Annotated in this window: 17 protein-coding genes, 1 pseudogene and 2 riboswitches; of the genes and pseudogenes, 7 read left to right on the plus strand and 11 right to left on the minus strand. The window is 69.8% G+C overall.

Annotated features, from left to right (window positions below):
- Nucleotides 1-2: 2 nt before the first annotated feature.
- Nucleotides 3-1,223, minus strand: coding sequence for a sensor histidine kinase (locus DCI01S_RS04350; protein ID WP_061228122.1), 1,221 nt, complete (start codon nt 1,221-1,223; stop codon nt 3-5).
- A 153-nt stretch (nt 1,224-1,376) separates the two neighbouring features.
- Between DCI01S_RS04350 and DCI01S_RS04355 the strand changes: the two genes are divergently transcribed.
- From DCI01S_RS04355 to DCI01S_RS04370, 4 genes and pseudogenes are all read left to right on the plus strand, one after another.
- Nucleotides 1,377-2,429, plus strand: a complete 1,053-nt coding sequence (locus tag DCI01S_RS04355) for an FtsX-like permease family protein (protein ID WP_061228123.1) — start codon at nt 1,377-1,379, stop codon at nt 2,427-2,429.
- A gap of 83 nt (nt 2,430-2,512) precedes the next feature.
- Nucleotides 2,513-3,284 (plus strand): annotated as a pseudogene (locus DCI01S_RS18250) (ABC transporter ATP-binding protein).
- A 44-nt stretch (nt 3,285-3,328) separates the two neighbouring features.
- Nucleotides 3,329-4,558 (plus strand): bifunctional cobalt-precorrin-7 (C(5))-methyltransferase/cobalt-precorrin-6B (C(15))-methyltransferase, encoded by a 1,230-nt coding sequence (locus tag DCI01S_RS04365; protein ID WP_061228124.1) that lies wholly within the window; start codon nt 3,329-3,331, stop codon nt 4,556-4,558.
- Nucleotides 4,555-5,358, plus strand: a complete 804-nt coding sequence (locus DCI01S_RS04370; RefSeq protein WP_061228125.1) for a cobalt-precorrin-4/precorrin-4 C(11)-methyltransferase — start codon at nt 4,555-4,557, stop codon at nt 5,356-5,358. Before DCI01S_RS04365 ends, DCI01S_RS04370 begins: the two co-directional genes overlap by 4 nt.
- Here the strand turns inward: DCI01S_RS04370 and DCI01S_RS16695 are convergent.
- The 10 genes from DCI01S_RS16695 to DCI01S_RS04410 form a co-directional block, all read right to left on the minus strand.
- Nucleotides 5,355-6,908, minus strand: a complete 1,554-nt coding sequence (locus DCI01S_RS16695) for a hypothetical protein (RefSeq protein WP_082767638.1) — start codon at nt 6,906-6,908, stop codon at nt 5,355-5,357. The genes DCI01S_RS04370 and DCI01S_RS16695 overlap by 4 nt on opposite strands.
- 238 nt (nt 6,909-7,146) lie before the next feature.
- Nucleotides 7,147-7,821, minus strand: a complete 675-nt coding sequence (gene bluB / locus DCI01S_RS04375; RefSeq protein ID WP_082767643.1) for a 5,6-dimethylbenzimidazole synthase — start codon at nt 7,819-7,821, stop codon at nt 7,147-7,149.
- Entirely contained in the window at nt 7,818-9,365 is a 1,548-nt protein-coding gene (locus DCI01S_RS04380; protein ID WP_061228126.1) for a precorrin-2 C(20)-methyltransferase, read from the minus strand. Before DCI01S_RS04380 ends, bluB begins: the two co-directional genes overlap by 4 nt.
- On the minus strand, nt 9,362-10,027 hold the full coding sequence (locus DCI01S_RS04385; protein WP_061228177.1) for a precorrin-8X methylmutase: 666 nt from the start codon (nt 10,025-10,027) through the stop codon (nt 9,362-9,364). Before DCI01S_RS04385 ends, DCI01S_RS04380 begins: the two co-directional genes overlap by 4 nt.
- Nucleotides 10,028-10,101: 74 nt before the next feature.
- A riboswitch (cobalamin riboswitch) is annotated at nt 10,102-10,177 on the minus strand.
- A gap of 20 nt (nt 10,178-10,197) precedes the next feature.
- Complete coding sequence (locus DCI01S_RS04390) at nt 10,198-11,139, minus strand: ferredoxin-like domain-containing protein (RefSeq protein ID WP_156482541.1); 942 nt, start codon at nt 11,137-11,139, stop codon at nt 10,198-10,200.
- 77 nt (nt 11,140-11,216) lie between these two features.
- Nucleotides 11,217-11,963 carry a hypothetical protein gene (locus DCI01S_RS17120; RefSeq protein WP_156482542.1) on the minus strand — a complete coding sequence of 249 codons (747 nt, stop codon included), beginning with the start codon at nt 11,961-11,963 and terminating at the stop codon, nt 11,217-11,219.
- A 169-nt stretch (nt 11,964-12,132) separates the two neighbouring features.
- The gene (locus DCI01S_RS04400) at nt 12,133-12,372 is read right to left on the minus strand and encodes a hypothetical protein (protein WP_061228128.1); all 240 of its coding nucleotides are present in this window, start codon (nt 12,370-12,372) and stop codon (nt 12,133-12,135) included.
- Nucleotides 12,373-12,387: 15 nt separating this feature from the next.
- On the minus strand, nt 12,388-12,696 hold the full coding sequence (locus DCI01S_RS18125) for a DUF1648 domain-containing protein (RefSeq protein ID WP_156482543.1): 309 nt from the start codon (nt 12,694-12,696) through the stop codon (nt 12,388-12,390).
- 170 nt (nt 12,697-12,866) lie between these two features.
- Nucleotides 12,867-13,202, minus strand: a complete 336-nt coding sequence (locus DCI01S_RS04405) for a type II toxin-antitoxin system HicB family antitoxin (protein ID WP_007632678.1) — start codon at nt 13,200-13,202, stop codon at nt 12,867-12,869.
- The gene (locus DCI01S_RS04410; RefSeq protein ID WP_007632679.1) at nt 13,199-13,450 is read right to left on the minus strand and encodes a hypothetical protein; all 252 of its coding nucleotides are present in this window, start codon (nt 13,448-13,450) and stop codon (nt 13,199-13,201) included. Before DCI01S_RS04410 ends, DCI01S_RS04405 begins: the two co-directional genes overlap by 4 nt.
- Nucleotides 13,451-13,535: 85 nt before the next feature.
- A riboswitch (cobalamin riboswitch) is annotated at nt 13,536-13,729 on the plus strand.
- Here DCI01S_RS04410 and cobN point away from each other — a divergent pair.
- From cobN to cobA, 3 genes are all read left to right on the plus strand, one after another.
- Nucleotides 13,721-17,632 carry a cobaltochelatase subunit CobN gene (gene cobN / locus DCI01S_RS04415; RefSeq protein WP_438356733.1) on the plus strand — a complete coding sequence of 1,304 codons (3,912 nt, stop codon included), beginning with the start codon at nt 13,721-13,723 and terminating at the stop codon, nt 17,630-17,632. It overlaps the preceding riboswitch by 9 nt.
- On the plus strand, nt 17,622-18,398 hold the full coding sequence (gene cobF / locus DCI01S_RS04420) for a precorrin-6A synthase (deacetylating) (protein ID WP_061228129.1): 777 nt from the start codon (nt 17,622-17,624) through the stop codon (nt 18,396-18,398). Before cobN ends, cobF begins: the two co-directional genes overlap by 11 nt.
- On the plus strand, nt 18,398-19,168 hold the full coding sequence (gene cobA, locus DCI01S_RS04425; RefSeq protein WP_061228130.1) for a uroporphyrinogen-III C-methyltransferase: 771 nt from the start codon (nt 18,398-18,400) through the stop codon (nt 19,166-19,168). Before cobF ends, cobA begins: the two co-directional genes overlap by 1 nt.
- Nucleotides 19,169-19,622: the final 454 nt, after the last annotated feature.

Below are 19,622 nucleotides of genomic sequence, written 5' to 3' on the forward strand. Positions count from 1 at the left end.
CGTCACAGCTCCTTCTCCGTCGTCCCCGTCGGCAGCACCGCACGGACCGACGTACCGCCGCCCACCTCCGACTCCACTTCGAGTGTCCCTCCCAGGTCATCGACCCGACGGGCCATCCCGTCCAGCCCGAACGAGGCCGCGGTGCGAAGGGCGGTGGTGTCGAACCCGCATCCGTCGTCGTGGACCTCCAGCTGCACCGAGGTGGGGCGGTGGTCGAGGGTGATCCTGATCTGGTGGGGCGACCCGTGCTTGACCGCGTTGGTCAGGGCCTCCTGAGTCACCCTGACGAGTACCGCGGAGAGTTCCGCGGGTGGGTCGGCGGTCGGATCGCCACCCACCGACACGGCGAGTCCGGGGTTCTCGGTCCCCACCCGCTCGGCGATCCGGCGCAGGGCCCCGGCCAGCGAGACACCGTCGAGTGGTGCCGGGCGCAGCGCGGCGATGAGCCTGCGCGTCTCGGTGAGGTTCTCGCCCGCCACCTCGCGGGCGAGACGGATCTGCTCCACCGCGGGATGCGAGGGATCCGAGCGCTCGGCGGCGTGCAACAGCATTCCGATGCTGGACAACCCCTGCGCCACGGTGTCGTGGATCTCGCCTGCCAGCCGGGCCCGCTCGGCCTCTCGTCCCACCTCCCGTTCCCGGGCGGCGAGCTCGGAGCGCGTGGCCATGAGTTCGGCGATCACCGCGCGCCGGGCCTGCGACTCGCGGTGTAGCGCGCGCACGCCGGCCCCCAGGCCGAGCGCCACGAGTGCTCCCACCACCGGCCCGATGATCCCCGCGGCGGTGAAGCCCTCGTGTAGTCCCAGAGCCAGCACCGCGACTGCGGCGAGAAAGGCCACCGCCGCCGCGCCCGTCCACACGCCGAGGAGGAACTGGGCCAGGAAGAACAGTGGGAACACGAGGTAGGCGGCCTCGGGAACCTGGACCACGAGAGCCGCCCACAGCACGAGGACGGCGGCCAACCAGCCCAGGCGGACGGTGCTGGCCGTCTCGCGACGGCGCTCCCACACGGTTCCGATGCAGTACACGGCAGCGAATCCCGCGGCGGTCGCCGCGGCCGGGACGTTGAGGACGCCGGAGGCGTCGCTGTGCGCGCCGACCAGGGTGAGCACGAGCAGTGCTGCCACCAGTGTGTGCAGGGCGATCTGCAGTTGGGTGAACACCACACGTACCCCCGCCGACTCGGGCGGGAGCTCCGCGGCGGTCGTTGGCTCCGAGGTCACCAGGTCGACGCTAGTCGTAACCCGCCGGGGCCGGCATCCATCGAAAGGTGGAGGAGCGGCCCGCCTTTCGACTCGGGAGAACCAACCTCGCGGTCGATCCGAGTCCGTGGCCGGGAGACGAACCTTGAGGCATGCCTTCGGAAAGGGAAAACCGTGTTCTTCGCGCTTCGTGACCTCCGCACCGCCCGGTGGCGGTTCACCCTCATCACCGGGGTCGTGCTGTTGCTGTCCGTTCTGGTGGCTGGACTTCTCGGCCTGACCGCCGGGCTGTCGAACCAGAGCGTGTCCGCGCTCCGGGCTCTCGGATCGGGCGGTTCGAGCTTTGTCCTCCCCACTGACGACAAAGGTGTCGTCGACCTCGACCGCGCCGCTCTCACCGACGGGCAGGTGGAGTCGATCACGGCACTGGACCCCTCCGCCGTGCCGGTAGGACTCGCCCGGCTCACCGTGGACGACGGCACGGAGACAGGCGTGTCCGCCGTCGCCGTGGGTCTGGCGGCACCGGTGGGCTCGGTGGCCCCGCCGTCGAGGGGGGAGGTCCTGGTGTCCACCGGGGTCGACGACGAGGTGGGCGGCGGCGTGGATGAGATCGGAATCGGTGGCGACACCCTGGCGGTCGCCGGAGACGCCGGCGATCTCTGGCACTCGCACACGCCTGTGGTGGTGACCGACCTCGACACGTGGAGAGAACTCGCCCCCCGCGGCGGGGCGGCCACCACCATCGCGGTGTCGTCGGAAGCACTCGCTGATTCCGCCGTGCTGGATCAGGGCCTCGGCCTGGTCGACTCCGCGGGACTCGTGGGTGCGTTGCCCTCGCACCGGGCGGAGAACACCTCGCTGAGGACCATGACCTACATGCTGCTGGCTGTCACGGCGCTGGTCGTGGGTGCGTTCTTCACCGTCTGGGGGATGCAGCGCCGCCGTGATGTCGCCGTGCTCAAGGCGCTCGGTGCGTCCACGGCGATGGTCGTCCGCGATTCCATCGGACAGGCCGCGATCGTGTTGGCCGTGGGCATCGGGGGCGGGGTGGGGATCGTCGCGCTCCTCGGGTTGGCCGCGGCCGGCACCGTGCCGTTTGTCGTCTCCGCCGGGACCACGCTTCTGCCGGCCGCTCTGCTCGCGGTGCTCGGTCTGGGCGGCGCGGCCGCCTCGCTGGGGCCGGTCCTGAACGCCGACCCCAACTCCGCGCTCGGGGCCGCCCGATGAGCAGCCCCGATCGCAGCGGCCCTTCGCTGATGACGCCGCCCTCCGACTTCCTGCAACAACCGTCTACCTCCGGAAGGAATCTCATGTCCGACACCGCTCTGCTCGAGGCGCCGTCGACCACCGCGCTGAGGATGAAGGACGTCCTCCTGACCTTCCCCGACGGTGAAGGCAGGGTCACCGCCGTCGACCACGTCTCACTCTCGATCGATCGTGGGCGCAGCCTCGCCGTGACGGGACCTTCAGGCTCGGGAAAGTCCAGCCTGTTGGCGGTGGCGGCGACTCTGACCACGCCCGACTCCGGGCAGGTGTGGCTGCAGACCCGGGACGGCATGGTGGACCTGGCCGCGGTGAGCCCTGCGGAGGGTGCGGAGTTGCGCAGGAAGGACATCGGGATCGTGTTCCAGCAGTCCAACCTCATCGAGTCGCTCACGGCACGCGAACAACTCGAGGCCATGGCCTGGCTCGGATCACGACCGTCACGGGCGCGGCGCCGCGACGTGCGCGGACGAGCGGACGAACTCCTCGGTGTGGTCGGCCTGGGTGACGCTGGAGAGCGGGCGGTCGGGGCGCTGTCCGGGGGGGCAGCGGCAGCGGGTGGCGGTGGCGCGCGCCCTCATGAATCAGCCGGTGATGGTGCTCGCCGACGAGCCCACCAGCGCGCTCGATTCCGAATCCGGTGGGGTCGTGATGGATCTCCTCCTGGGTACCGCCCGGGATCTCGGGGTGGCACTGATGCTGGTCACTCATGACGCATCGATGGCGGCGCGGTGCGATTCACAGCTCCGTCTGGTCGACGGAGCTGTGACGTCCTCGACCGGGCTGGATCGGCAGCCGCGGGGAGGCTCGGTCGTCTGACTGGGCGCTGAGGCAGCTCGGCGGAGGCTGTAGGGTTCCGCGTCATGACAGCGCGGGTGACGGTGGTGGGGATCGGCGGTGACGGCTGGGCGGGTCTCGACGCGGCCCGCCGTAGCGCCGTCCTCGGTGCCGAGGTGGTGCTCGGCGGCGATCGCCATTTGGCGATGCTCCCAGCTGAGGTCTCCGCTGAGCAGGTGCCGTGGACGAGGCCCTTCCGCGAGGGTGTGGCAGAGCCGCTAGCCCGGTTCGCAGGCCAGCGGATTGTGGCTCTGGCCTCGGGTGATCCGCTCGTCGCGGGAGTCGGTTCGACATTTGTCGAGCTGCTCGGCGCCGAGGCGGTGAAGGTGCTGCCGGCGGTGTCCTCGGTGGCGTTGGCGCGGGCCCGGATGCGTTGGCCGGCCGAGTCGGTGGCGGTGCTGCGTGACCACCGGACGCTGTCTCGCGAGCTCGCCCCGGGCCGGCGCCTGCTGGTGCTGTCCGCCGACCGGCACACCCCGTCGGCTGTCGCCGCGATGCTCCGCGAGGCTGGTTTCGGGGGGAGTGCGCTCACCGTGCTGGCCGATCTGGGCAGCCCCGCGGAGTCCTCTGAGCGGTGTGTGGCGCGGGACTGGGCACCCGGCAGCGAGGCGCCGCAGCTCCACGTCCTGGCAATCGAGTGCGTGGCCGATGCCTCAGCCCGGCCCCTCGGCCTGGCGCCCGGGCTGCCCGATGACGCCTTTGAGAACGACGGCCAACTCACCCGACGCGACCTGCGGGCCCCGGCGCTGTCCCGGCTCGCGCCCTCGGCCGGGGAGCTGCTCTGGGACGTGGGGGCCGGCGCCGGGTCGGTGGGCATCGAGTGGATGCGGATGCACCCCGCGTGCCGGGCGATCGCCGTGGAGGCCGACCCCGAGCGTGCGGCCCGGATCGGGCGCAACGCCGCGGCGCTGGGGGTGCCCTCGCTGGAGATCGTGGAGGGCCGCGCCCCGGGCGCGCTGGAGGGCCTCCCCCGACCCGACGCGGTGTTCATCGGCGGAGGCGGCACCGCCCCTGGCCTGCTGCGAGAGTGCTGGGACGCGCTCGCGCCGGGCGGCCGGCTAGTCGCCCACGCGGTGACGCTGGAGACCGAACGCGTGATGATCGACGCCCGCGCCGAGTTCGGCGGCGAGCTGACGCGGTTCCACGTGGAACGCAGCGATCAGATCGGCTCGTTCACCGGCTGGGCGCCGGCGCGGGCCGTGGTGCAGTGGGCGGCCGTGAAGCCGCGTGGTGATGCGATGGAGGAGAACTGGTGACCGTTCACTTCGTAGGTGCCGGCCCCGGCGCCGCCGACCTGCTCACGCTGCGAGCGGTCGATCTGCTTCGCGCTGCCGAAGTGTGCTTGTACGCGGGGACGTACCTCGATGAGGGAGTGTTGGAGCACTGCCGGCCCGAGGCCCGTCTGGTCGATACGCAGAATCTGGATCTGGACGGGATCATCGGCGAGATCGTCGCTGCCCACGCAGACGGGCTCGAGGTGGTGCGGTTGTGCTCGGGCGATCCGTCGATCTACTCAGCGCTGGCCGAGCAGACCCGCCGACTGGACGCGGCCGGGGTGCCGTGGGCCGTGGTCCCGGGTGTGCCCGCCTATGCAGCTGCGGCCGCTGAACTGGGCGTGGAACTGACGGTTCCCGAGGTGGTGCAGTCGGTGGTGCTCACCCGGGTGCAGGCCCGGTCCACGGCGATGCCCTCGGCCGAGGCGCTGGAGAACTTCGCCGCCACCGGCGCCACGTTGGTGCTTCATCTGGCGATCACTCGCATCCGCGAGCTGGCCGAGCGACTGGTCCCCACCCACGGCGCGGACTGTCCGGTAGCCGTGGTGGCTAGCGCGAGCCGCCCGCACCGCGTTGAGCTGAGGGGGACTCTGGCCGACATCGCTGATGCCGTGGAGACGGCCGGGCTGCGGCAGGCGGCGGTCATTCTTGTCGGGCGCGCGCTGGTGCGGCCGGGGGAGGCCGAGTCGTGGCTGTACGCGTCGAGCCCGGAGCGGGAGGCGAAGCGAACTGATCGAATCGGGCCTGGAGGGTTTACCAGAGTGGGCGGTACAGAAAACTAAGTAGACGGCCATCCGAAGAGCGCTTTATGTAGCTCTTCGTCTTCGGGGGATACAAGCTTCTCATCCGCTGACCCGTTGACACATCCGAGTAGCGGGCTCGGCGCTGATGCTGAACGGGGCTTGTGAAGCATAATAAGCTGGGAAAATTCGTTAATCAGGGAGATTCCGGTGCGCATCAGCGTTACCGCGACAGTTGCCAAGTCGGCAACAGTGGAAGGTGTATCGGAGAAATCGACCGGTTGGGTTCGCCAGACTCCGAGCTGATCGTAATGATCTTGTGTTAATTTGCTGCCAGTTGCCCCTGGGAGCAGCTTGGTAATCGGATCTAACTTGAGGGCGATGCTGAGTGAACTTCCGTAGGTGCGGTCAGGGTGCTGGTCTACTGGAAGGATCCCATCGTGGATATGATTTCGAAGTTCTTTGCAGACTGTCGCATAGACGTGTAGCCGTCGCAATTCAGTCAATAGGTCTGCATCGTATTCCTTCTCTAGATGATCGGTTACGAATCCGCTTGCGTCGAGGGAGAAACGGTAATTCCTCGGATTGCGATTTGGGTCAATAAGTAGCAGGAACCGCCGACCGTAAATGTCGAAGGCGGCAGCTAGATAGAGCAGCTGACGGTCGAAAGCTTCTGCGGCGCGCTCCACTACATCTTTGCGGCGCTTCTTTGCGGGATTGGACAAGGCGGAAAGTAGGCTGTCGAGAGCTCGTGCGGATCGCATGATTCTGACTCGTATCGAGCGGAGAGCATCTAGTGTTTCGGCATCCGATTGCAGTGTTGCAGCGATTTCGAAGCATTCGAGCATTGCAAGCTGGGTTGCGATTCCTCGCTCGTATAGGTCCGTGACGGTTCCAGTGCTCGTCGCTCGCCTCCATGTGCCGCTGCCGTTACTTAGCGAGCCAGTGCGAACGTTGACGACCGGGTTGCTTGTCACGCGGAGATAGTGGCCAATAAGGCCAACGGCATCGTCCGGGGAAATGCTGATAACAACGTCGTTGTCTGGGACATCGCTCCGACTTGTTGTTTTTGCCATGGAAACGACGGCATCGATTCCAAGATGGGCGGCCGCGGCGGCGTATGCTGCAGCTCGGTGGCGCTGCTCGAGGTCCAAGGGCGAGGCCCATCCAGGCGCCACTTGATCGTCTAATTGCTGGAGAACCGGGAAAAAGCTCACCCTGGCGTGGGTCGTAGAAGTCTCTGTTTCTGTCGTCACGCCAAACTGGACAGTGTCTAAGAAAGGCGTTGCTTCATCAACTGTGGTGTATGCCATCTTATGTATAAGAGGGGCTTGAAGAGCGGTCAGCCATTCAGTAGGTGGTTCAGATCCGTTTGGTACTAGGAGTTGCAAGTCGATCTCTTCGCGTCCGATGAAGCTTGAAAACAAGCCTGCCGGAGGGGTGGGGACGGTTTCGACATCGATTCCCAGTCGCAGGCGGCGGGTCTGCGGTTGCAAAGGGAAGAGTGGGGAGTGTTTATCAACTTCTGTGGGCGGCCTGACGTATCTCATGAAACGCCGGTTTGGTTGTCCCTCGGGGATGGTGACAGTCATGGGCCCATGCTCTCACCTCGGGCGGATGATCGTGGAGCGATCCGGCGATACGAAGTTTGGGTTCAACGGCCGAGCTAATGGTCCCTGCCTCGGTGCCTCCGAGGCTTCATCGGGGGTCACGGGGATGAGTAACATCCTCTTTCGTAGCCTAACCGGACAACAGATGCACATCCTATTGACTGGGCGGTCGCTTCTGTCTCATCGACGGCTCCGGCTGCCGATGGGGTTGAGTAAGTACTCAGATCCATTCGACGGATAGCGCCTTGTGCTGCCCCCACCCGACCGTCTGCAGCAGTGGTTCTGGCAGGTCCAGTGCCGGGCGCCCGATGCACAGGTAAGCGAGCGGGCGAGCGCTGGCAGGCAGAGGGACGGCGCTGCCGAGGTGGGCGGGGTCGACGAGACTCACCCATCCCATGCCCAGGCCCTCGGCGGTTACCGCGAGCCAGAGCAGGGTGATGGCCGAGACCACGCTGTACTCGGACGCGGTCGGCATGCTGGTCGTGCCCAGCGTGGGGCCGGCGGGTGGTAGGTGGCTGACGATCAGTCCGACCGGGGCTTCCAGAATTCCCTCGAGGCGGAGCGAATTGTAGAGGCGACGGCGCTCGCCCTCGAACCGCTGGGACTCGGCGGCGCGAACCTCACGGAATCCCGCGTGAATAGCCTCGCGTGCCCCTCGGTCCTGGACCACGGTCACGTGCCACGGTTGACTCAGGCCCACGCTTGGCGCCACGTCGAAGACCTCGAGCAGTCGCTCGATGGTCTCCCGAGGGACCGGGTCGGAGAGAAAGTGGCGGTGATCCCGACGGGTCGTCAGGATGCGCCACAGCGCCTCTGCGTCGCGATCGGCCGGCTGGCCAGCGGCGTCGAGGGCGCCGGAGTGCGGCTGGGGCGGGTGGCCAGGGGCTGAGTTCATGCGCGGACGAACCTCGGGCTCCACGCTCGCCCGGATTCGGTGAGCCGGGTTCCTGACGCGCCCACGAGGAGCAGGCACTTCATGTCGATCGAGGCGCAGTCGAGCTTGCCGAGCGTCGTGACCGTGAGCGACTCCTCGGCCCGTCCGACGTCGCGGCCTACGACGACCGGCGTGGCGGGATCGCGGTGACGCAGCAGTACCTCGCGGGCCTCGGCCACCTGGTGGGTGCGCGAGCGGGAGGCCGGGTTGTAGATCGCGAGCACCAGATCCGCAGCAGCGATCGCGTCAAGGCGACGCTCGACCACGGACCACGGCTTGAGCCGGTCAGACAGGCTCACCACCGCGAAGTCGGCGCCGATCGGCGCACCCGCACGGGCGGCCACCGCCTGGACTGCCGAGACGCCGGGCGCGACGCGGATGTCGATCTCGGCGTACGCAGGATCCTCGGCGGCCTCGAACACGGCCGAGGCCATACCGAACACGCCCGCGTCGCCACCGGAGACCACCGCGACCCGCTCGCCGGCCAGCGCCAGATCGAGGGCGAACCGTGCCCGGTCCACCTCGACGGTGTTGCCCGAGGCGTGCCGGGTGAGGCCGACTCGCTGGGGGACGCGGTTGACGTACGGGGCGTAGCCGACGATGTGTTCGACCTGCGACAACACCTCGGTGACCTCGGGGGTGATCCAGCAGTCGGGGCCGGGACCCAGACCCAGAACGTGGACCATCGGGCCGCCGTCAGCCGTCGATGAGGCGGGCGCGGCGGGCACGGAGACTGCCGCGGTGGTGCTGGACAAGGGAACCCCGCGACGCCCGGTCGGGTCCTCGTGGCGCGAATCGCCGGGGACCACGATGAGCGAGAAGTAGGGGACCGAATCCGGGTCGACGTCGGCCACGGCGTGGAACTGCTCGGCGGTCATCGAGGCGCGCTCGACGTACACCGCCCCGTCGACGCGGCCGGCGGCCTCCAGCGCCCGGCGGACGGCGGGGAAGTTTCGGCCGAGCTTCATGATGATCGCGCCGTCGGTGTCGGCCAAGCGGCGGGCGAGCTCGGGCTCGGGCAGCGTCCCGGGCAGAACAGTGAGAACGTCGGTCTGGCGGACCAGGGGAGTGGCGGCGGTGGCGGTCGCGGCGGCGAAGGCCGGCACGCCGGGCACGATCTCGATCTCGAACCGAGGAGCGAGTCGGTCGTGCATGTACATGAAGGACCCGTAGAACAGCGGGTCACCCTCGGAGAGCAGCACGACGTCGCGGCCGGCGACCAGGTGCTCGGCCAACCGCGCGGCGCTGCGCTCGTAGAAGTCTGCGATCGCGCCCGCGTACCCGCCCGGGTGGTCGGTGGAGCCCGTGGTCACCGGGTACTCAAGTCGTTCCTCGATGGCGTGGGCAGGGATCAGGTCGGCGGCGATGCGGCGCGCGTTGGACTCCTTGCCGCGGCCGGCGTGGAAGGCGACGACGTCGGCGGCGCCGATGAGCCGGGCGGCCTTGAGCGTGAGCAATTCGGGATCGCCGGGGCCCACGCCCACCCCGTACAGGCGGCCGCTCACTCCTGCTCCTGCGCCAGTGCGTTGAGCGCGGAAGCGGTCATGGCCGAACCGCCGCGCCGGCTGTGGACGGTGACGAAGGGGATGTCGATGCCGTGGTCGCTGGCGAACGAGGCGAGCGCAGCCTTGGACTCGGCCGCGCCGATGAAGCCGACCGGGCAACCGACGATCGCCGCCGGGCGGGGAGCGCCGTCGAGCAGCATCTCCAGCAGGTGGAACAGGGCGGTGGGCGCGTTGCCGATCGCCACCACCGCGCCGTCGAGGCGGTCGCCCCACAGCGACAGCGCCGCGGCCGAGCGGGTGGTCCCCATCTGTGCGGCCAGGTCGCGCACACCGGGTTCGCTCAGCGTGCACACCACGTCGTTGTCGCGCGGGAGCCGAGCGCGGGTGACGCCGGAAGCCACCATGTGGGCGTCGCAGAGGATCGGCGCCCCGGCATACAGTGCCGCGCGGGCGGCGGAGACGAGCCGAGGGTGAACCTGCAGGTCCGCGGTGAGATCGGTCTGGCCCGTGCCGTGGATCATCCGAACCGCCAGCCGCTCGGCATCGGCGGGGATGCCGGACAGGTCGGCCTCACGCCGGATGGTGGCGAAGGAGTCGACGTAGATGGCCGGGCCGTCGTCGACGTAGTCGTAGCGACGCGGCGGCCTCAGGGCAGCACTCATCAGGTCCTCCTCGGGGTTCTCGCCCCGGTGTGAGAAGTCGCAGCGCTGCGGCATGAGCGGCGCTGATCCCCGGTGAGTATCTGGCTGGGCCCCTCGCGCTCAAGGGGCCTCACAGTGGCGGAACCGCCCCGGACTCTCACCGGGTTCCTCGCCGTGAGACAGCTGGCAGCCTACGCGTGCACGGCCAGAACCCCACGCCACGGGGTGACGACGAGCTCGGTGACCCCGGGCGCGGTGAGTCGCTCGATCAGGGCGGGGGTCAGGACGCCGCCGGGTGCCTCGATGTGCTCGATCCGGCCCGCCGAACCGGGGACCGGCCCGAACGGCAGCGGATCCGCGGGCCGGGGCAGGCGAGGGTCGGGATCGACGGCCGGGACCAGCGACCGGGGCAGGGCGGTCGCCGCCGGATCAGCCTTCGCCGCCGCACCGGCCTGCGCGAGGAGCTCCCGCACGTGCCACGGCGCGTCCGGCCCGGTGCCACGAGCCTGCACGAACGCGCGGGCCAGCTCGACCAGCCAGGCGGCGGCGCCGGCCAGCGGCACCACCTCCGACCACCGATCACCCACCCGCAGCTGCGCGCTCTCGGCATCCAGGGCGACCAGGCCCAGGTCGCAGGAGCGCTCGATGAGGTCGCCGGAGCCGTCGTCCAGCACGAACAGGAACCGCCCCGGCAGCCCGCCCAGCGACGGATCCGCCAGCAGTCCCGCGTCCAGGGCATCGGTCACCGGCCGCAGGTCCGCCCGGCCTAAGGCCTGCCCGCCGAGCGACTCGCCCAACCCCGTCAGCGGCGAGACCATCACGTTCCGCACCAGCTCGTGCCCGGGAGCGGGCAGGAGGCCGGTCGCGGCGATCGCCGACACCACCTCACCGGGGAGCCGCCCGTCCGGACCGATCGGCAGGGCCCGGAGCTGCAGGTTCGCGCGTGACGTGAGGTGCACGTCGTCGTCGCCATATCTCACGGCGACCCCGTGCACCGCGGCCAGGGACGCCGGCGAGAGGCGGCCGCCCGGGACGCGCAGGCGGACCAGTGCCCCATCGGAGGCCGGCCACGGCCGCAACACTCCCGGGCACAGGTCGCCGCGGGTCCGGCGGAGGGGTTCGGAGATGCTCACGCCGGACAGTGTGCACCGGGGTAGCGATGCTCGGGCCACGGGGCGGCTGCTTGGATGGGAGATGTGCACGTCGAGCGTCAGCGAGGCACCGACCCGGGTGACCGCTCGCCGAACTCCGTGAACACCCTCCAGGTGCCGTGTGTCTTCATGGCATCCACGACGAGTTGATAGTCGGGCTCGCCTGCGTACCGAATCTCGAAGAAGAGGCAGATCTGGCGCTGGAGGTCGAATATCGCCGTTCCTTCCAACTCAGGGTTCTCGCCGTTGGTGAGATTGATCCGCGCGACAGGCCCAGGGGTGGGCGAGCGGTGCCAGTCGGGTTCGCCGGTCCCCATCGCTGCTGACTCCTGCCAGAGGACGTCAACACTCCCCGGGAGATAGTCATCGGAGATGTGCCGAATTCCGCCCCACATCGGGAACCGTTCGTAGTAGATCAGGCTCGACGGATGCTGGATGTGTGCCCGCGGCATGGGGCCACCCGAGCGCTCTGACCCGGTAACCATGCCGCCGGGGCCGAGGTTGGCATCCGGCGGACTGAGCTCGTACACGGTCTCCCAGGTATTGAACGCTGGCGCGATGTCCAGGTGGAACCACTCAGGTCGATGATCGTGTTTGTGTTTACGCCCCCACAATTCGACTCCGGTGCTCGATGATCCACCGATCAATGACTCGAGCACTCCAGAACCGGCGATTGTGTTGAAGTGGCGGATGGACATTCGTACGTAACTGCCGCCGAAGAACGCCTGACCCTCTCGGCCGACTCCATGACTTGCAGCGAGTCTGGTCCAATAGTCGTCCGCGGTCGGCGGTAGTGGAGTCGTCATGTGCCGAGGGTAATCAGGCGGGCGAACGTCGCAGGATGTTTTGTATGCGGCCCAGACGCAGCGCTTTCGGGCACAGGTCGCCGCGGGTCCGGCGGGCGGGTGGGCCGCGGGCGCCGAGCCGCCGCACTCTGCGGGCGAGTTGTCACTAGAGCCGGCTGACTCTGGTGCGCTAGTTCAAGTCCGGCTGCTTGCTGTACCGGCCGCCGGCGCCGCCTAAACGCGCGATCGCGGCGATCAATCCTGCGGCGGGGACAAGCATGGCGACCAGCGCCGCTGGCGGAAGCCCGTCTTCCGGCGAGGCGGCGGCGAGGCTGATGCCGAACTGGGCGACGGCCAGGAACAGCAGCGCGGCCGACGCGAACAGGAGGAGGTCCTCTCGAAGAAGCCGCTCGAACCTGCGAAGCCTCAAGGGGGTAGCGGCCCACTAGTCCCGGTTGGGGGCATTAATTGCCCGGGGTGACCGTAGCGTCACAAGGGAGGAAAGCAGGGCAGTGAGCGTGATCACGGCGGCCGTCAGTGCGAAGGTGATGAGCGCGCTCGCCTTGCTCGTCCAGTTCGTAGGTGGCCCGCTGAATTCGAACTGGGTGGGAACTCGCGGCGGAAGAACCCCGATCTGCCAGATGAAGACCCCGAGCCAGATAGCCGCTGCCACGGTGGCAAGTCCGGATATCCATCGACTCGTGGGTTCACGAGGCAGCCGACGAGCCTCGTCCGTGATCGAGCTCGATGTCATACAGCCTTCTCCCTGCCGTGCCGACCGGCTGAAGGCATAACTTTACAGTGAAAACACGCATCAGCGTGGACTTGCACAGCGCCGCCGGAGTGGCCCATGTTGTAACCGTCACGCCGAAACGGCTTGAGAGGAATGTGCGCTGGGCTGGCGCCCTATCGCGTAGGGGTGGGCTACGCGCTGGCGAGTCGCTGGGCCGCCCACTGATTGAGGGAGACGTGGTTTTCCGCCGCCTCCATCACCAGACGGCGGTGGACCTCCGCCGAGGTGCGGACGTAGATGGTGCCGCTGTAGGTGCGTTCGGCGAACGGGAGGGGGACCTTCTCGCCCGCGTCGGTGAGGTCATCCACGACATCGGCGACCAGCTTCACGAGACCCTGGAGTGCTTCGGTCTGGTCCTGCTCGAGGTAGGACAGCGACGGGAACTCCAGAACGGTGGCGACGTACTCGTCGTCGTCGGGCGACCACTGAACTCGGTACGAGTAGCGGCGGGGATCGATATCGCTCATGACTGTTCCTCCATCTTCTTGATCGCTGCGAGCACTTGCTTGACCTGGTACGGCTTGGCCTGGCCGTTCTTGCCTCGCTGAATGTTCACTCGCGGGTCTCCCTGCCAGGGCATCTTGAACACCGCGTGGCTGGTTCCCTGCTGGCGAGGCTCCCCGAAGGCGCGCACGCACAGTGCGTACAGGTCGCTGTAGGCCACCGAGCCGGGGTTCCGCTCGATTGCAGCCCGGATCTTGTCGGCCTTGGACACGATCCCATGCTAGCGCATTCGCTAGCATCTGTCTCCCCTTGGCGAGGCAAGGGGACCAAGGGCGAAGGCGGACTCGGTCGGCGGATAGGCTCGCCCGTGCCGTGGTGCTCGGGAAGCCGGAGGAAAAGCCGGCGCGGCCCTCGCCACTGTAGTCGCGGAGCCACGCGACCCTCGTCCGTCCCACGCGTGGGGCGGAGGCCACTGGGCGGGAGCCCGGGAAGGTCGGTCGCGCGGCGTTGATGCGGAAGCCAGGAGACCGGCCACGGCGACATGTTCCACGAGGGTTTGGAGAAGAACATGCGCCCCGACCGGCGTTCGGCGTCCCCTGATGACGCCCCGGCACGCTCCGACGTGCCCCACATCGCACTGCTGTCCACCTCCGACACGGACCTGCTCTCCGCGCGCGAATCCGGCGCGGCGTTCACGCTCGGCAACCCGTCGCGCCTGGACGTCGAGGCCGACCTAACCGCGCTGATCGAGGCCGCCGACCTGGTGGTGGTGCGGATCCTTGGCTCGCGCCGCTCGTGGGACGACGGGTTCGCCGCCGTCCTGGGCGCGGGCGTGCCCGTGGTGGTGCTGGGCGGCGAGCAGACGCCCGACGCCGACCTCATGGAGCTGTCGACGGTCCCCATCGGCACCGCCGCCGAGGCCCACCGCTACCTCGCCGAGGGCGGGCCCACGAACCTCGCGCAGCTGCACGCCTTTCTGTCGGACACCGTGCTGCTCACCGGCGCCGGGTTCGAGCCGCCGGTGAGCGTGCCGGTGTGGGGGATGCCGGGGCGGCCGGGAACGCCGGGCGTGGGCGCGGGCGTCGACTCCACGGCGAGTGGTCACAAACGCGGCGATTCCCGGGACGCGACCTGGGAGAACGTGAACGAAATCGACCACTCGCCGAGGGTCGACCAGCCACCGCGCAACACCGACCACTCGCCGCAGGTCGACCACTCGGCGGGCGGGCCGGGCGGCGGGCCACGCGTGGGCGTGCTCTACTACCGCGCCCACGAGGTGAGCGGGAACTCCGGATTCGCGCACGCGCTGGCCGACGCGATCGACGCCGCCGGCGGGGTGGGCGTGCCGATCTTCGCCGGCTCCCTGCGCTCGGCGCCCGACGAGCTGTTCGACGCCTTTAGCACGCTGGACGCGCTGGTCGTGACCGTACTGGCGGCCGGCGGCACCACGCCCGGGGCCGCCAGCGCGGGTGGCGACGACGAGGCGTGGGACGTCGAGCGCATCGCCGCCCTGGACATCCCCGTGTTGCAGGGCCTGTGCCTGACCTGGGGCCGCGACGACTGGTCGGAGTCGGACGACGGCGTCAACCCGCTGGACTCGGCCAACCAGATCGCGATCCCCGAGTTCGACGGGCGCATCATCACCGCTCCGTTCTCGTTCAAGGAGATCGACGCCGACGGCCTGCCCCGCTACGTCGCCGACCCCGAGCGGTGCGCGCGCGTGGCCGGGATCGCCGTGGCCCACGCCCGGCTGCGCCACGTCGCGCGCGCTGACCGCAAGATCGCGCTGGTCCTGTCGGCGTACCCGACCAAGCACTCCCGCATCGGCAACGCCGTCGGCCTGGACACCCCCGCGTCCACCATTCGCCTCCTGCGGCGGATGCGCGAGGACGGCTACGACCTGGGCCCGGCGGACGGACCCGTCGCGAAGTTCCTCGACGAGCAGGCCTACGCCACCGACACCGCCGCCGGCGACGCCCTCATCCACGCCCTCATCGACGCGGGCGGCCAGGACGAGGAGTGGCTCACCACGGCCCAGCTCACCGAGAGCCACGTCCGCATCTCCACCGAGGACTACCTGCGCTGGACCGCCGACCTGCCCGCGACTCTGCGCAACGAGATGGTCGAGGCGTGGGGCGAGGCGCCGGGCACCCTGTTCGTCAACGACGCCGGCGAGATCGTCCTGGCCACCCTTCAAGCGGGCAACGTCGTCCTGTTGATCCAGCCGCCCCGCGGCTTCGGTGAGAACCCGGTGGCGATCTACCACGACCCCGAGCTCGCGCCGTCCCACCACTACCTGGCCGCCTACCGCTGGCTGGCCCACGGCTTCAGCGCGCACGCGCTGGTGCACATCGGCAAGCACGGCTCGCTGGAGTGGCTGCCGGGCAAGAACGCCGCCCTCTCGGCTGACTGCGCCACGGACGCGGCCATCGCGAACCTGCCGCTGATCTACCCCTTCCTCGTCAACGACCCGGGCGAGGGCGCGCAGGCCAAGCGCCGCGCGCACGCCACGATCGTCGACCACCTGGTCCCGCCCATGGCCCGCGCGGAGTCGTACGGCGACATCGCGCGGCTCGAGCAGCTGCTCGACGAGTACGGCAACATCGCCGCGATGGACCCGGCCAAGCTGCCGTCCATCCGCGCGCAGATCTGGACCCTCATGCAGGCCGCGCACATGCACGAGGACCTGGGCCTGGAGCAGCGTCCCGATGACGAGGAGTTCGACGACTTCCTCCTCCACGTGGACGGCTGGCTGTGTGAGATCAAGGACGTCCAGATCCGCGACGGCCTGCACGTCCTCGGCCAGGCGCCCGACGGTGAGGCCCGCGTCAACCTGGTGCTGGCCATCCTGCGCGCGTCCCAGGTATGGGGCGGGCAGTCCGGCGCGGTGCCGGGCCTGCGCCGCGCGCTCGGCCTGGCCGAGGGCGCGCCCACCGAGGAGGTCGACCGCGTGGAGGCGCGGGCGCGCGCGTTGGTGGAGGCCATGGAGGCGCGCGACTGGGACGTGGCCGCGGTGCACGAGGTCCTGGCCGAGGTGCGTCGGGCCGGTGCGTCCGGTGACGCCGGGGAGCGTGGCGACGGTCCCGGGGGCGACGACGACGAGGTGGCGCAGGTGCTCGGCTTCGCCGCCCGTGAGGTCGTCCCGAGGTTGGCCGGTACGGCCGACGAGCTGGACGCGGTCATGCACGCCCTGGACGGCGGGTTCATCCCGGCCGGCCCCTCGGGATCCCCGCTGCGGGGCCTGGTCAACGTGCTGCCCACGGGGCGGAACTTCTACACCGTGGACCCGCGGGCGATCCCGTCTCGACTGGCGTGGGACACCGGCCAGGCCATAGCCGACTCGCTGCTCGAGCGGCACCTGGAGGAGACCGGCTCCTACCCGGCCTCGGTGGGGCTGTCGATCTGGGGCACCTCGGCCATGCGCACCTCGGGCGACGACATCGCCGAGGTGCTGGCCCTATTGGGCGTGCGCCCGGAGTGGGACGAGGCCTCCCGCCGCGTCACCGGCCTCGAGGTGATCCCGACCGAGGAGCTGGGGCGCCCGCGCGTCGACGTGACGGTCCGGATCTCCGGCTTCTTCCGCGACGCGTTTCCGCACGTCATCGCGATGCTCGACGACGCCGTCCGGATGGTCGCCGAGCTCGACGAGCCGGACGAGCTCAACTACGTCGCCGCCCACACCCGCGCCGACCTGGCCGAGCACCACGATGGGCGGCGGGCCACCACCCGCATCTTCGGCTCGGCGCCCGGGTCGTACGGCGCGGGGATCCTGCAGACCATCGAGGCGGGCAACTGGCGCGACGACCGCGACCTGGCCGAGGTGTACACCCGCTGGGGCGGCTATGCCTACGGCCGCGACCTGGCCGGGGTGCCCGCCGCCGACGACATGCGCACCAACTACCGGCGCATCGCGGTCGCCGCCAAGAACATCGACACCCGCGAGCACGACATCGCCGACTCGGACGACTACTTCCAGTACCACGGCGGGATGATCGCCACCGTGCGCGCGCTTACCGGCGCCGAGCCGCGCGCGTACGTGGGCGACTCCACCACCCCGGACGCGATCCGCACCCGGACCCTGGCCGAGGAGACCCGGCGGGTGTTCCGGGCCCGGGTGGTCAACCCGCGCTGGATCGCCGCCATGCAGCGGCACGGTTACAAGGGCGCGTTCGAACTCGCCGCGACCGTGGACTACCTGTTCGGGTTCGACGCCACCGCCGGCGTGGTGCAGGACTGGATGTACGACACCCTGGCCCGCGAGTACGTCCTCGACGAGAAGACGCAGGACTTTCTGCGCCAGTCCAACCCGTGGGCGCTGCGCGGGATGATCGAGCGACTCTCCGAGGCCGCCGACCGCGGCATGTGGGCCGAGCCGAACGCCGAGGTCATGGATCAGATGCGGCAGGTCTACCTCGACGTCGAGGGCGATCTCGAGGACTCCCATGGCGACTGAGAAGCGGCGCGTGCGCGTGGTGGGCATCGGCTCCGGTGGGCTCGACCAGATCACCATCGAGGCCGCCGAGGCCCTGCGCGCGAGCGCCTATGCCCTCGCCGCCGTGAAGGGCCCGGCCGACGCGTTGGTCGATCTCCGCGCGCGGCTGCTCGCCCGGCACGCCCCGGACGTGGAGCTGGTGGGCGTGCCCGATCCGGAGAGGGACCGCTCGTGGTCGTCGACCTCCACCGACGGTGACTACCTCGGCGTGGTTCAGGACTGGCATGAGGCGCGCTCGCTGGCGTGGGAGCGCGCGATCGCCGCGCGGCCCGGCGACGTGGCGATCCCGGTGTGGGGCGACCCGGCGTTCTACGACTCGACGCTGCGGATTCTCGACCGGATCACCGAGCGCGGCCGCCTGGCGCTGGACGTGGAGGTGCTGCCCGGGATCTCCGCGCTGCAGGTCCTGGCCGCCCGGCACCGACTGGTCCTGCACGAGATCGGCGGCACCGTCACCGTGACCACCGGCCGGAGGCTGCGCGAGGTGGTGGCCGCTGGCGCGGACAACGTGGTGGTGATGCTCAACGCCGAGCCTCCGCCGGACGAGCTGGCCGACTGGCACATCTGGTGGGGCGGCAACCTCGGCGACGGCGGCGAGACGCTGGTGGCCGGCCGCGTCGGCGACGTGCTGGGTGACCTGCGTGCCCACCGCGAGCGGCTGCGCGCCGAGTTCGGCTGGGTGATGGACGTGTATCTGCTGCGACGCAGAGAAGGGACGACGGCCTGATGACGGGTGAGATCGAGTGCACCGGCCGGGTGGTGTTGGTCGGCGGCGGGCCGGGGGATCCGGGGCTCATGACCGTGGCCGGCCTCGACGCCGTCCGCAGCGCGGACGTGGTGGTGACCGACCGCTTGGGGCCGGTGTCGATCCTCGACGAGCTCGATCCGGGCATCGAGGTGATCGGTGTGGGCAAGGTGCCGTTCGGTCCCGCCACCCCGCAGGAGGAGATCAACCGGATCCTCGTGGAGCAGGCCCGCCGCGGCCGGACCGTGGTGCGGCTCAAGGGCGGCGACAGCTTCCTGTTCGGTCGCGGCGCCGAGGAGCATCTCGCGTGCACGGCCGCAGGAGTGCCCGTCACGGTGATCCCGGGCGTGACTTCAGCGTTCTCAGTGCCCGCGCTCGTCGGGGTCCCGGCCACGCACCGTGGGCTCTCGCAGGGAGTGTCGGTGATCTCCGGACACGTCCCGCCCGGCGATCCGCAGTCGACTCTGGACTACGGCGCGCTCGCCAGGTCCGGGACGACGCTAGTGCTGCTCATGGCGGTGACGACCCTCCCGGCCATTACCGCCGAGCTGCTGGCCGAGGGGATGCCCGGGGGCACCCCGGCGGTGCTGATCGAGAACGGCTCGACGCCGGTGGAGCGGGTCTTGCGCGGGACGCTGGCGACCATCGCGCGGCAGGCGGCGGAGGCGGGGGTCGGGCCGCCCGCGATCACGGTGATCGGCGCGGTCGCCGGGCTGGCGGGGGAGCTGGTGCCCGGGCTGCCCTTCGCCTGACCCGGCCGGTCGCCTAACCTGGCCGGTCGCCCGGGGTCGCCGGGCGGCCCGTAGCCGCACGGTGGGCTGGGCCCTTCCTCGGCGAGTGGTCGCAAATGCTCGGGTCGCGAGAACGCGACCTGGGGGAACGTGAGCAGATGTGACCCCGCGATGAGGCCGCCCGAGGGACGCAGCGCCGTGCGCTGCACTCACCCGGCTACGTCCGATCGCCTGGCCCGTCAGAATGGCCCGTTCGGGCGGGATGGGCCTCCACTCGCGCGGCGACATCGTCGGGGGCACTCAGCGTCGATGACAAGGAGAGGGAGCCGACGGGCAAGTGGGAGACGGCCTGTGTGAGTGACTATCGAGGAATCGGCCACTACCGTCGGACCTGAGCGCGGCACCGTGGGTGTCGGGCGAGTCGCAAGGCCAGGTGCACCCGGGGCAGACCGAAACCCTGGCTTTGCGCACGATC

The sequence above is a fragment of the Dietzia cinnamea NBRC 102147 genome, from assembly GCF_001571065.1.
Classification (GTDB): domain Bacteria; phylum Actinomycetota; class Actinomycetes; order Mycobacteriales; family Mycobacteriaceae; genus Dietzia; species Dietzia cinnamea.

What these genes read in the sequence shown, in the direction of transcription:
- cobA (WP_061228130.1), top strand. Translation starts at nt 18,398, where the DNA reads ATGACGGGTGAGATCGAGTGCACCGGCCGGGTGGTGTTGGTCGGCGGC.
- DCI01S_RS16695 (WP_082767638.1), bottom strand. Translation starts at nt 6,908, where the DNA reads ATGACTGTCACCATCCCCGAGGGACAACCAAACCGGCGTTTCATGAGA.
- cobF (WP_061228129.1), top strand. Translation starts at nt 17,622, where the DNA reads ATGGCGACTGAGAAGCGGCGCGTGCGCGTGGTGGGCATCGGCTCCGGT.
- DCI01S_RS04365 (WP_061228124.1), top strand. Translation starts at nt 3,329, where the DNA reads ATGACAGCGCGGGTGACGGTGGTGGGGATCGGCGGTGACGGCTGGGCG.
- DCI01S_RS04405 (WP_007632678.1), bottom strand. Translation starts at nt 13,202, where the DNA reads ATGAGCGATATCGATCCCCGCCGCTACTCGTACCGAGTTCAGTGGTCG.
- DCI01S_RS17120 (WP_156482542.1), bottom strand. Translation starts at nt 11,963, where the DNA reads ATGACGACTCCACTACCGCCGACCGCGGACGACTATTGGACCAGACTC.
- DCI01S_RS04385 (WP_061228177.1), bottom strand. Translation starts at nt 10,027, where the DNA reads ATGAGTGCTGCCCTGAGGCCGCCGCGTCGCTACGACTACGTCGACGAC.
- cobN (WP_438356733.1), top strand. Translation starts at nt 13,721, where the DNA reads ATGTTCCACGAGGGTTTGGAGAAGAACATGCGCCCCGACCGGCGTTCG.
- DCI01S_RS18125 (WP_156482543.1), bottom strand. Translation starts at nt 12,696, where the DNA reads ATGACATCGAGCTCGATCACGGACGAGGCTCGTCGGCTGCCTCGTGAA.
- bluB (WP_082767643.1), bottom strand. Translation starts at nt 7,821, where the DNA reads ATGAACTCAGCCCCTGGCCACCCGCCCCAGCCGCACTCCGGCGCCCTC.